Below are 12292 nucleotides of genomic sequence, written 5' to 3' on the forward strand. Positions count from 1 at the left end.
CGCGTTGATTGACCCGTGCCTGGCACGTTCTCGGCGATAGCCCTCACAAGGTGCCGCGAATCCGTTCGTTCCGGCGGCGCAGGGCCTCCATGGCCAGCAGTAGCAGTAACGCGCCGAGTACCATCATGGTGGCTGCGGCGGCGATGGTGGGATTGAGGTTCTCCTTGATCCCCGCAAACATTTGCATCGGCAAAGTGCGTTGCGTAGGGCTGGCGAGAAACAGCGTCACGACGACTTCGTCGAATGAAGTGGCGAAGGCGAACAGCGCGCCGCTCAAGACGCCCGGTGCAATCAGTGGCAGGGTCACGCGCTTGAAGCCATACCAGGGTGTTGCGCCGAGGCTGGCGGCAGCCCGTGTGAAATTGCGGTCGTAACCTTGAAGTGTCGCGTTGACGGTGATCACCACGAAGGGCACGCCCAGCACCGCATGGGCGATGACCAGGCCTGGGTAGGTGTTGAGCAGGGCCGGCATCCAGTCGCTGGAGTTGAAAAACTCGCGATACCAACGCAACGACAGGCCACTCAACGGGTAACTCAGAAAAGAGCCCTCGTTGAATGACAGCGGGACGATGACCAGGATCGGAATGATCAGGAACATCAACAGAGCAAGGCTGTAGAGGCTCAAAAACGGGCGCAGCACACGGATCTCAAGCGGTTCGACATGCTTCATTGCAGCCTCCTTATGCAGCTCGGTTGGCAGGGCGCGAGATCCGCGCGTAAACCCAATACAGCAACAGCACGATGATCAGCAGTTGGCTGCCCAGCGCTGTGGCCATGCCCCAATTGATGGTGGTGTTGGTGTAATACGCCACGAAGTAACTCAGCATCTGGTCCCCCGGGCCACCCAGGAGTGCGGGGGTGATGTAGTAACCGATGGCCATGATGAACACCAGCAACGCTCCGGCCGTTACCCCGGTATAGGTCTGCGGCAGGTAGACCCTTCGAAACGCGGTAAAGGGGTGGGCACCCAGGGAAATCGCTGCGCGCTCATAGCGTGAGTCGATACCTTTCATGACCGCATACAGCGGCAGGATCAGAAACGGCAGCAAAATATGCGTCATGGAAACCAGCACGCCCGCGCGGTTGAATACCAGTTGCAGCGGTTTCTCGAGAATGCCCAGGTCAATCAGCGTGTTGTTGATCAAACCGCCCGATTGCAGCAGGACGATCCAGCTTGCCGTGCGCACGATCAGCGAGGTCCAGAACGGCAGCAGCACCAGTATCAACAGTAGATTGGCCCGTCGCGCGGGTTGTCGCGAGAGCCAGTAGGCCAGCGGATAACCCAGCAGCACACAGAGCACTGTGACCAGTCCGGCGATCGTCAGCGAGCGCTTGAGTACGTCCAGGTACAGTGCTTTGTCGGGGGCCACGGCCTGGATCTGGCCGGCGTCCAGTTTCAGGTCGAAGGCCGCCAACCAGTAGAAGCTGGTGTAGGGTTGGCCGAGCTGCCTGAGGGTTGACCAAGTCTTGATGTCGCCCAGTGCCGGCACGCCTTTTATCAGGCTGTCACGGACATTGGCGCCGTCGACCGGCATACGCCCGAGAACAGCCGTCGACAGGCTGCGCAAGCCGGCGCTTTCGTAACCCAGTCGGCGGTTGAGCGCAAACAGCTGCCCATTGCTGCGCGCACTGCGTAAATCCTCACCCAGGGCGCGGAACACGGATTCACCCGGCAATGCCTTGCCATCCCAACCCTTCAATAAAACCAGGGTCTTTGGCAGGGCGTTGGCGACTTCCGGGTTTTCCACGCTCTTGGTCAGCAGTGACCCTATCGGGGTTAAAAAGCCGACCACCAGCAATGCCAGCAAGGGCAGGATGAGCAGCATCGAGCGGCGTGTGTAAGCACGTTTGGCAGCCTGTAGTTGCCTCTGCAAGCGTTGCGTCTGAACCACTGACGGCGCCGATTGAAGGGCTAGCGCTTCGGACATGGGAGTTCTCCTATCGTCAACATTGCCCGGATGCGCTGGCGACGAGCGCCGGCACCATTCGGGCAGCTGTGGGGCAGTTGATCAGCGAGCGGCCCAGGCATTGAAACGCTGTTCCAGTTCCTCACCGTGATCGATCCAGAAGTTGGTGTTCACGGGCAGGGCGTTTTCCAGGTTGGCTGGCGCCGTCGGCAGTTGCTCGCGGGTCTTGGCGTCGATCAGCGCCAGGGTGTCCTTGTTGGTCGGGCCGTAGGGGATGTTCTGCGCGAACACCTTCTGGTGCTGTGCTTCGTTGGCAAAGGCAATGAACTGCTCCCCCAGCACCTTGTTCGGTGAGCCTTTGACGATGGCCCAGCTGTCGATGTCATACAGGCTGTGGTTCCAGACCATCTTGAAGTCGTGGCCTTCACCCTGGGCGGCGGACACACGGCCGTTGTAGGCAGACGTCATCACCACATCGCCCGAGACCAGCCACTGCAGGGGTTGAGCCCCGGCTTCCCACCATTGGATATCGGACTTGATCAGGTCGAGTTTCTTGAAGGCCCGGTCGACGCCTTCCGGTGTGCCCAGTACCTGATACAACTCGGCAGGTTTTACCCCGTCAGCCAGAAGGGCGATTTCCAGGGTGAATTTGGCGCTTTTTCGCAGGCCGCGCTTGCCGGGGTAGGTCTTGGTGTCCCAGAACGCTTCCCAGCCTTTGGGGGCTGTCTTGAGCTTGGCGCTGTTGTACGTCAGGTTGGTCGACCAGAGGAAAATCCCGGCACCGCATTCGCTGACGGCGCCGCTGACGAATTTACTGGCGTCGCCCAGTTTGCTCCAGTCCAGAGGTTCGAACAGGCCCTCGGCGCAGCCGCGGATCAAGTCCGGGCTTTCGACCTCCACCACATCCCAACTCACTTGTCCGGTTTCCACCATGGCCCGGATCTTGGCCATTTCACCGTTGTATTCCCCGGCTTGGACCGCCCCTTTGCCCGCAGCGCTGAAGGGTTGGTAGAACGCCTTGTCCTGGGCGTCCTTGTTCAGGCCGCCGAAGGACACAACGGTCAATGGTTGAGCATTTACCTGGCAACCGAAAGCAGCCAGAACAGTCAGTGCAGCAAAACGCTTGAGCATGGCAAATATCCTGATGTCATCAACAAAAAGGGAGGAGGGGGTCAAGCAGGCATTGCATCGAGCGCCGAGGCGTCGGCGCTATGCCAACAGACGGGAAGGCTGTGACCTTCACGCCAGTGGGATTGCATCTGGGCGATGGGCACCTTGACGTTGAAGTCGCTATTACCCGCGACGTTCAGGCGGATGCGCACGTGGTCCCCCAGATAGATACATTCCTCGATACACCCGGCGAGGCGGCTGTCATAACGGGCGTCGCCATCCAAGGTCACTCGTTCGGAGCGAATGGACAGCGAAGCACGGCTGCCCGTGGCCAGGCCCGGTGTCGTACGTGCGTAAAGCTGTTCACCCTGTTCAAGTTGCACCTGGCATCGGTCGGCGTTGAACGCAGCCAAAACGCCCGGCAGGACATTGGTATCGCCCATGAAAGTGGCCACGAAGGAGTTGGCCGGACGTTCGTAGAGCGCTTGCGGGGTGTCGACTTGCTGGATGACGCCGTCGTTGAAAATCGCAATGCGGTCGGACAGGGTCAGGGCTTCGGCCTGGTCATGGGTGACGAATACCACCGTCAACCCGAGCTCGCGGTGCAAGCGGCGAATTTCCAGCTGCATCTGTTCACGCAATTGTTTATCCAGCGCGCCCAGTGGCTCGTCCATCAACACCAGCTTGGGTTCGAAGATCAGCGCTCGGGCGAGGGCGATCCGCTGCTGTTGACCGCCTGACAGTTGCGCGGGGTAACGATTGGCGAGTTCTCCCAGGCGTACCATTTCCAGGGCTTTCTTGACCCGGGTCTCTATCTCGTGGCGCTTGATGCCGCGCACCTGCAGGGGAAACGCCATGTTTTCGGCCACGCTCATGTGCGGGAACAAGGCGTAGTTCTGGAACACCATCCCTATGCCGCGCCGATGAGCTGGGACACTTTCAATGGCCTGTCCTTCGAGAAAGATCTGGCCTTGAGTCGGCGTTTCGAAACCGGCCAGCATCATGAGGCTGGTGGTCTTTCCCGAGCCGGAAGGACCGAGGAGGGTGAGGAACTCGCCCTGAGCAACGTCCAGGTCTAATCGCTTAACCACGGTCTTGAGACCGTCGTAACTTTTCTCCACCCCTTTGAAGCGGACGAAGGCGCTTGTACTGTTACCTGTCATCTCAAACCCTCCCATTGTGTTTCATGGTTAAAACATGATGCATCATGTTTTTTAATAAAGCAGATTCTGTGCCACCCGATCCAGCCGGCCTGATTTCAAGGGTTTTATGGGGGACGGGGCCGGTCTGCGCACCATCGGGGTGCCTGAACATTGGAATTGCCGGTTTATTGCCCCGGCCCAGGAGCGCGGGTGCCGGGGCAGGCCAGGTCTGTCTCGGCGGTAGACGGCGTTCAGCGCAGCTCGATCAGGGTTTCATCCAGGCGTTCTAGCAGCAGGTCCGCGTGCTCGCGGGCAAACACCAGGGGCGGGCGAATCTTGAGGGTATTGGCCTTTGCCCCCGTCGAGCTGATCAACACCTGACGGCGGCGCATGCCATTGACCACGGCCGCGGCGGCAGTCGTCGCCGGTGCCTGGGTTGCACGGTCGGTCACCAGTTCGACGCCGATAAACAGCCCCTCGCCGCGGATATCGCCAATGACTTCATGGCGCTCGGCCAGTTGGCGCAGCCCGGCCTTGAGGTAATCGCCAACGTTCCGGGCGTTCGCTTGCAAGTCTTCTTCGCGCAACACCCGCAGGACTGCATGCGCAGCCTTGCAGGACACCGGGTTGCCGCCGTAGGTATTGAAGTAACGCTGCTGGCGGCCGAATTGATCGAAAAGCGCAGAGCGCCCAACCACCGCGGCAACCGGATGGCCGTTGCCCATGGGCTTGCCCAGGGTGACCAGATCCGGAATCACCCCATCGCGGGCAAACCCCCAGCGCTGACCGCCTGTACGACCAAAGCCGGGCTGGACTTCATCGGCGATATACAGCCCGCCGGCGCTACGCACGCATTGGGCCGCAGCCGCCAGTTCGCCGTTGGCCGGGCTGAACACCCCATCACTGGAGAAAATGCTGTCCACCAGCAGCGCTGCAGGCTTGATGCCTTGAGCCTGCATATCCTGCACAGCCGCTTGCACGCTGCCGACGAAATCGGCAGTCCGGCGATAGGAGTCCGGAGCATCAACCAGGCGCACATGGCTGGCGGTTGGCAGGCCGGTGGCCAGCGAGGGCGAGACTTCAGCCAGGGCACTGGTCACCCCATGGTAGGCCCAGCGAGTCACGATGATGCCCGTCCCACCGCTGTGACAACGCGCGATGCGCAGCGCCAGATCGTTAGCCTCGCTGCCGGTACAGGTCAGGGTCATGTTGTCGAGCTGCGGGGGGAACTCGCTGAGCAGGTCTTCGGCGTAATCCACAATCGACGGATGCAAATAGCGGGTGTGGGTATTGAGTTGGGCACTTTGCTCGGCGATCGCCGCGACCACGGCAGGGTGGCAGTGTCCGATAGAGGCCACATTGTTGTAGGCATCGAGGAAGGCGGTGTTGTCCTTGTCGTACAGCCACATACCTTCACCTCGCACCGGGGCAAAAGGTTCCTCGTAGAACAATCGATAACTGGCCCCCAGCGCGCGTTGACGACGGGCAAGCAGCTCAGCAGCGTTGGACGAACTCATGAAGCCTCCGGTGTGCAGGCGTTGATCAGGCTTTGGGTCAGCAGCCCTTCAGGCATTGCGCTCAGGCATTGCAGGTTGCGCCAGGTTGAGCGCAGGTTGCGCAGGACATAGACGCGATTTTCTGGATAAAGGCTGGCGCGCCACTGGGCGATGGTGATGGCCATGGCCATGCGCATGGCGATCAGTGCGCCCAGAACCTCCAGTTCCTCTCGCTGCAATGGGATCCGCGCATGGTAGGCGGCAGCAAAGGCCTTGATCTGCCAAAGCGGATCCGCGGCGTCGGCGTCGAACTGGTAGGACAGTGCTGTTCCCAGCTCGTTGATCAGCGGTGCGTGGAGCGCATCTCCGAAGTCAATGATGGCGGAGACCCGGGTGCCGGTTTCGCAGTCGAGCATGACGTTGTGCGGATTCAGGTCGTTATGGATCACCTGCGCCCGCAGCTTCGCCAGGCACGGCTTTGCATGGGTTTCGTAGCGATTGAGCAAGCGGGAAACCAACGGCAATTGATCGCTGGCCAGGTAGTCCAGATACGGCCTGACGCGTTCGGCGTGCCCGACATCCCAGAGCAGGTCGCGGTGGGCGGCGGGGTGATGGAAGTCCCTGAGGGCCAGGTTGACCTCGGCCAGGGACGTGCCGAGCTCATGCATCAGCGCGGCGCTGGGTTTGCCAAGATTCTGCGAGATCCCGTCCAGGTAACTGACAGTGCGCAGTGTCAGTTGCTGGTCATTGACCCGCACCGTCGGTTCAACCTCACCGTGGCGCGAGGATAGAACGCGTGGGACTGGCAGATGGGCACCGTGCTGCTCGATGTGCAGCAACGCCTGGGTCTGAAAGCTGATGACGTTGGGGTCTTCGGCGGGATTGATGAACTTCAGGACAAAGGCACCGCGCGGGGTATCAATGAGAAAGTTGGTATCGCGCTCACCGTTCAGCAGTTTCAGCCTGCCTTTGAGGCCGTACACCCGATTGGCGATATCCAGCGCCTCGGCAGCCTCTACCGCCGGTGCTTGTGTGGTCATCAGGTCGTTGCACAGGGCCTTGTCCATGACCGCTTCAGACATGCTGGCCACCATTGACGTGAATTTCCGCGCCGTTCACGTAGGAAGCGCCGCTGGTGCAGAGAAAATAAATCAGCGAAGCCACTTCCTCGGGCTTGCCCAAACGATTCATCGGCACCAGCCGCTGGACGATATCCGCGGTGCCCGGAGACAGGATCGCGGTATCGATTTCGCCAGGAGCAATGGCATTGACCCGCACTCCGTGTGGGCCGAAGTCGAAGGCCATTTCGCGGGTCAGCGCCGAGAGGGCGGCCTTGGACGTGGCGTAGGCCACGCCGGCGAACGGGTGCACCTTGGAACCGGCGATGGAGGTGACATTGATAATGCTGCCCTGTGCTGCCTTCAGCTCATCGAACAAACCGCGAGCCAGAAGCGCGGTGGAGAACAGGTTGACGTTGAACACCTTGAGCCATGTGGCGTAATCGGTTTCCAGCACGCCGAGTCGACCGCCTTCCGGGCCTTTTGGCGATACACCGGCGTTATCCACCAAGGCATCCAGGCGTCCGCCCAGCTTGTCCTTGATGATCGCCAAGCTGGCGCTGACGCTATCGATATCCTCCAGATCCAGATGGATATGGTTGAGCAAACCTTCCGCCCACGGGCATTCGGCAACCCAGTCCTGGCGGGAGGCGGTGAACACTTCCCAGCCGGCGGCGTTGAAGTGCTTGACCGTCGCATGGCCAATACCGCGACTGGCACCGGTCAAAAGAAGCTTTTTTTTCTCGCTCATGGACGCACCTGACTCAATTGATGTTTGATGCATCATCTTTTCAGGTGCAGTGGCTGTCAATAGCCGTTCGCGGGAAAACCGCCTCTAGGAGACCGCTTCCTGACTGACCGCTATGAATTCCAACATTTTTTGATTGCCGTCGAGGATGTCGGTCTGGATCGCGTGCTTGGCTGCTGCAGCGTCCTGATTGCGCAGGGCATTGAGTATCTCGACATGGTGCTCGATGGCCATGGTCAGGGAAAAATGCGCGTACGCCTGAGCGATCAATGGGCCGGCCCGCATCCACAGGCTATCCAGGTAACTGCGCAGCAGAGGCATGCGGGCTGCCTCAGCGATCAGGAAGTGAAACTCACTGTTAAGGCGCAGCGCCTCGGGAAGGTCATGGTTATTGATGGCCTCAAGGTTGCGCTGGATGTTGGCGTCGATGCGCGCCAGGTCACTGGAAGTTGCAAGCCGTGCGGCTGTTTCGGCGCCCAAGCCTTCGAGATTCAGCCGCAGCGTGCGGATTTCAAGATAAGCGCCACTGTCGAGCACCGGAACCCGGATGTCCTTGGGGGTTTTGAGTACCAGCGCTTTCTCTTTTGCCAGTTGCAAAATGGCGTCGCGAACGGGCGTGACACTCGTCCCCAGCTGACTGGCCAGCTCCCGTATGCGCAATCGATCGTCCGGTTTCAGCCCGCCCGTAATCAGTGCGTTGCGCAGCTGGGAATAGACGTTGCTGCCCAGGTAGGTGTGAGTGATGGCGTCGAGGGGGTAAGACATGGATCACCGAGTGAGATGGAGCTGTTGGCCAATGACTATACAACATGATGCATTAGGGGCTTGGCGAAAATTGGCGGCAGTAAGCGTTCAGCCGTAGGGTAGGGGGCGTGACCGGCTGGGCAGCGGCTAGCGAAATAAATCAAATGAGTGCATCGAGGATTAATGAGACTCTGGCAACCCCATGACCGATGCAACGGCTGGTATTTCGAAGTACCGAATCCAGACGACCCTGAGAGTATTGAAATTCTCCCCAAAAGCGCAGACGGAGCAGTCCATTGAATCAAGCGTTGTGTGAAGCATGAGTCGCTCGCTGTTTATTTCTCTGGATGGCCCCAAGGGAACCGGCAAAACCACACTGTTGGAGGCCGTTACGAAAGTACTGAGGGCAGACAACAAAAAGGTGATCCGGCTTTGCGAGAAAAAAAGCGACCCTTATAGAGGGGAAACGATGAGCCTCGTTAATAAGCTCGTCAGAAATCCCACCCGGGAATTGGAGCTGGAGGTTTGCGAGCGCCTGGCGGATAGCCGCACCTGGATTTCCCAGCACGTACTGACTAAACAGCCACCCGACAGCATCATCTTGATTGATCGCTGGTATCCGTCTGACGCTGCGTTTCGCCGGCTAGTCCCGTTTGCAGAAATTCTACAGTTGAACATTGATCGAAACGTCCGAGTGCCTGACCTGCATATCGGAGTTGTGACCGCGCCTGATATTTCATGGGCCAGAGCAGCAGCACGTCAGCGCGGGCTGAACAGCACAGTGATCCATAGACTGGAAGAACATGTCGCCTGCACCCAGGCATTCGAGCAAGCGATTGCAGATCACGGCTGGGTCTTATGCCGGAACGAAGGAACGATCGAAACCGCAACGATGCAGGTGATTTCCGAGATTTATAAAGTCCTATGATCCGGGGTGCGTGTTACGTGACCAAACGAATCGAGCGTTGATTGCTGGAGAGTAGGACGGGAGGAAAGTGGATGGGAGGGAAACTGAAAGAACCAATGGACAGTCATCATCCAGAATACATGATTTAACATAATATACATTATGCGAACCATCATGCCCGGAGCTGGAGGCTCTGCGTGGTCAGATTCAAACCTTTGCTTGAGCTGATAGCCTGCCGTTGTGGAGCGGACTTTTGGTTCACCTTCAGCACCTATGACACTCAAGGCAATCTCGCGACCAAGACGGTTCCAATTAGCGCCTGGCTTCAAAGACTCACCATAGGGGTTTAGCGTTGACGCCTATGAGCTGGACAAAATATTTTGGCAGGAAGGCTTTGGAGTAGACATCATTTAACTTCATCAATCTTCTCAAAATTTTAGCCAGCAGATAATACCGACTCTGAGCCGGTGCTTTTCTTCTACAGTGCTTTCTGGCCCGTGGAAAAACCGGCGCTTTGCATCTAACAATAGATCCCGCGACAACAAATCTGGGTTACGCACACTCTACGAAGACGGACTACGACAGGCGCTGACCGATATCACCAACGTTGAGGAAGTCCTACGTGTTACGCGCAGCGAGTGAGTATGCAGTCCTTAAACCGAGCACTCGACGCTACTAGCGGCGCCCTCTTGAGTCCTCTACGAGTATCGCCGTATGAAGCTCTTCGCTCGTGGAAGTGAAATTCCATCTGCCTCTCTATTACGACGTGCAATAACACAGAAACGGTCTACGCTACACCTACGAAACCAACTGGTTTCGCTCGAGGCATTAATATGCTCAGTTAACGGCTAAGCGCTGAGCCAAACAATACTGCTTTGGTTGCGAACTAAAGATGCTTAACTACAAACTGCTGCAGGCTTTATGCTTTACGATTATTTCATTTGGCGCACTAGCTGATGATATTGGTAAAGAGGGTCGAGAGATTCAGATGGCCGACCAGGCAGTTTTCTGGTCAATCGTTGCTGGGGCTAGCAAGCAAGCGCGTGCGGAGTGTTCAAGAAACATATTATCTTGCGGCGATGATCGAGGTGATTTAGGACTGGCCTTATTAGCGGAGAAACGTTCTCTGGTTTCTCGGGAGGCATTAGTATCACTAGTGAGTTATAAGTTAGATGCAGGCCTGTCAGAGGGTTTTAATTGCTATATTCTTGAAAAGGGACAGGCTGCAATCGGAGACTTGAAGAGAGTCGAGTCAAAAAAACTTCGGGAAAGTTGTGAGCGTAAACTTGCAAAGGCGATACTTGCTGCTCCAGGGCTTTTGCATAATGTTCATGGTGATGACGTATGTTCGACTGAGGAAGTGGTGCGTGAAAAAATAGAAACTCTTATACGCAGTTTAAAGTTAAATAAAAAGTGCGCGGGCGAAGACTTTTGAAAAGATTCTATTTTATTTTTTACAATGCATTCCATGACCACCACACCCGCCCTGAGGGTTTTGCATGAAGCCATTCATTGCTGCGCTTTTTAGTTTGGTGCTGCTCAGCGGCTGTGATGTCAGCCTCAACAAACCTACGCCCAAGGTCATTGCATCTGACGCTGGTACTGAGCAACAACAGCGCCAGGTGTATGAAGCTGCGGTGGAGTTTCTGCAGTTGCTCGACAACGGTAAAACTTCCGAGACCTGGTCGACAGTCAGCCCAGCGCTCAAGGCAACAACCCATGAGATGGTATGGACCGGCTCACTCAAGGCGCTGCGTCTGGGGCTTGGATCGTTCAAGGAGCGAACGCCTGCCGGGATAGGCTTTACCGATCAGATGCCTGACGCACCTGCTGGAAATTACGCGGTCATCGAGTTCAATTCGACGTTTGCAGCGAGCACCGTCACAGAGAAAGTGTTGTTCCGTGACGATGACAAGCACTGGTTGGTCGTGGGTTACTTCGTCAACAAGTCGGTGATTTTCGATAAAACTGGCCAACAAGATGGGCAAACAGCCCGCTAGACGCCCTGTTCTTCCGCTCTACAACCATAAAAATTATAACTAAACTAAATAACCATTTAGTTTAGTTATAAAAATACTTAAATATACGAGCCTTTCAATACGGCCCTCCCGCCTGCGAATTGTTCCGCCCTCTTCCTTCTCCCTCAGCTCCCAGCACCGCCGTGGGCCTCTTCGAAGAAGTAGTCCTTCCAGCTTTGCGCCTTGTTTTTCAGCACGCCGAGCTCCTGCAGTTTTTCGGCGTAGATAAAGGTGCGCTGCGGCACCACGGTGAAATCGATTTCCGGGTCGGCGACGATCTTCTCGACCAGCGCCAGGGGCAGCTTGGATTGCTCGACACGGATGTAAGTCTTGGCCGCCGCCGGTTTGTCGGCCTTGATGATCTGCTCGGCTTCGGCCAGGGCGGCATAAAAGGCCTTATAGGTTTTCGGGTTCTGGTCGTGGAATTTTTCCGTGGTGTACAGCACGTTGAATGTCCCTGGGCCCCCTAGTACGTCGTAGGAACTGAGCACTTTGTGCACGCCCGGTTTCTCCAGTTCCTGGTATTGAAACGGCGGACTGGAGAAGTGCGAATTGATTTCCGAACCGCCGGCAATCAAGGCCGCCGTGGCATCGGGATGGGCCAGGCTGACGGAGATGTTGTCGAACTTCTTGAAATTGTCGTTACCGAACTGCTTGGCGGTTTCGATCTGCAGCGTGCGCGACTGGAAGCCCACACCCGCCGCCGGCACCGCGATACGGTCCTTGTCGCTGAAGTCCTTGAGGCTTTTGACCTCGGGATTGTTGGTCAGCAGGTAGTTGGGCATCGAGCCCAACGAGGCGATTGCCTTGACGTTCTGTTTGCCCCGGGTGCGGTCCCAGAGGGTCAGCATCGGCGGTACGCCGGCCGATACCACGTCTAGCGCCCCGGCCAGTAAGGCTTCGTTCATTGCAGTGGCGCCGGAGATGCTGTTCCAGTCGACCTTGATCTCCAGGCCCTGCTCCTTGCCATGTTTCTCGATCAGTTGCTGGTCGCGCACCACATCCAGGATCAGGTAACCGATACCGAACTGCTGGGCGATGCTGATCTTGCCCTCGGCCTGGGCACCGGTGCTGAGCAAGGCCCCCAGGGTGGCGGCCAACAATGTCAGGGTGTTGCGTTTGTACGTGATGGCCATGATTAACCTCGTGGTGATTGAACAAT

Annotated in this window: 12 protein-coding genes; 3 read left to right on the forward strand and 9 right to left on the reverse strand. The window is 57.5% G+C overall.

What is annotated here, in order from left to right:
- Positions 1-43: 43 nt before the first annotated feature.
- The 8 genes from ACOZJV_RS02940 to ACOZJV_RS02975 all read right to left on the reverse strand — a co-directional run bounded on the left by ACOZJV_RS02940 (position 44) and on the right by ACOZJV_RS02975 (position 8226).
- Positions 44-670 carry an ABC transporter permease gene (locus tag ACOZJV_RS02940; protein ID WP_421546777.1) on the reverse strand — a complete coding sequence of 209 codons (627 nt, stop codon included), beginning with the start codon at positions 668-670 and terminating at the stop codon, positions 44-46.
- Between the two features lie 10 nt (positions 671-680).
- Positions 681-1928, reverse strand: coding sequence for an ABC transporter permease (locus ACOZJV_RS02945; protein ID WP_421546778.1), 1248 nt, complete (start codon positions 1926-1928; stop codon positions 681-683).
- Between the two features lie 81 nt (positions 1929-2009).
- Entirely contained in the window at positions 2010-3038 is a 1029-nt protein-coding gene (locus ACOZJV_RS02950) for an ABC transporter substrate-binding protein (RefSeq protein WP_421546779.1), read from the reverse strand.
- A 41-nt stretch (positions 3039-3079) separates the two neighbouring features.
- Positions 3080-4195, reverse strand: a complete 1116-nt coding sequence (locus ACOZJV_RS02955) for an ABC transporter ATP-binding protein (RefSeq protein ID WP_421546780.1) — start codon at positions 4193-4195, stop codon at positions 3080-3082.
- Positions 4196-4410: 215 nt separating this feature from the next.
- Positions 4411-5676 (reverse strand): aspartate aminotransferase family protein, encoded by a 1266-nt coding sequence (locus ACOZJV_RS02960; protein ID WP_421546781.1) that lies wholly within the window; start codon positions 5674-5676, stop codon positions 4411-4413.
- Positions 5673-6737: a phosphotransferase gene (locus ACOZJV_RS02965; protein ID WP_421546782.1), complete on the reverse strand. Its 1065-nt coding sequence runs from the start codon at positions 6735-6737 to the stop codon at positions 5673-5675. Before ACOZJV_RS02965 ends, ACOZJV_RS02960 begins: the two co-directional genes overlap by 4 nt.
- Positions 6730-7464, reverse strand: coding sequence for an SDR family NAD(P)-dependent oxidoreductase (locus ACOZJV_RS02970; RefSeq protein WP_078472927.1), 735 nt, complete (start codon positions 7462-7464; stop codon positions 6730-6732). The genes ACOZJV_RS02965 and ACOZJV_RS02970 overlap by 8 nt, the downstream gene beginning before the upstream one ends.
- An 84-nt stretch (positions 7465-7548) precedes the next feature.
- Positions 7549-8226 (reverse strand): GntR family transcriptional regulator, encoded by a 678-nt coding sequence (locus tag ACOZJV_RS02975; RefSeq protein WP_020294582.1) that lies wholly within the window; start codon positions 8224-8226, stop codon positions 7549-7551.
- A gap of 298 nt (positions 8227-8524) precedes the next feature.
- Here ACOZJV_RS02975 and ACOZJV_RS02980 point away from each other — a divergent pair, with 298 nt between their 5' ends.
- The 3 genes from ACOZJV_RS02980 (at position 8525) to ACOZJV_RS02990 (ending at position 11112) form a co-directional block, all read left to right on the forward strand.
- Entirely contained in the window at positions 8525-9133 is a 609-nt protein-coding gene (locus ACOZJV_RS02980) for a dTMP kinase (RefSeq protein WP_421546783.1), read from the forward strand.
- Positions 9134-10004: 871 nt separating this feature from the next.
- Positions 10005-10547, forward strand: a complete 543-nt coding sequence (locus ACOZJV_RS02985) for an Imm57 family immunity protein (RefSeq protein WP_421546784.1) — start codon at positions 10005-10007, stop codon at positions 10545-10547.
- Positions 10548-10611: 64 nt separating this feature from the next.
- A complete protein-coding gene (locus ACOZJV_RS02990) occupies positions 10612-11112 on the forward strand; it encodes a DUF4019 domain-containing protein (RefSeq protein ID WP_421546785.1) in 501 nt (166 codons plus the stop codon).
- Between the two features lie 143 nt (positions 11113-11255).
- Here ACOZJV_RS02990 and ACOZJV_RS02995 read toward each other — a convergent pair whose 3' ends face one another.
- Entirely contained in the window at positions 11256-12266 is a 1011-nt protein-coding gene (locus ACOZJV_RS02995; RefSeq protein ID WP_421546786.1) for an ABC transporter substrate-binding protein, read from the reverse strand.
- Between the last annotated feature and the right edge of the window lie 26 nt (positions 12267-12292).

It is taken from the genome of Pseudomonas sp. QD4, from assembly GCF_049199125.1.
GTDB lineage: Bacteria > Pseudomonadota > Gammaproteobacteria > Pseudomonadales > Pseudomonadaceae > Aquipseudomonas.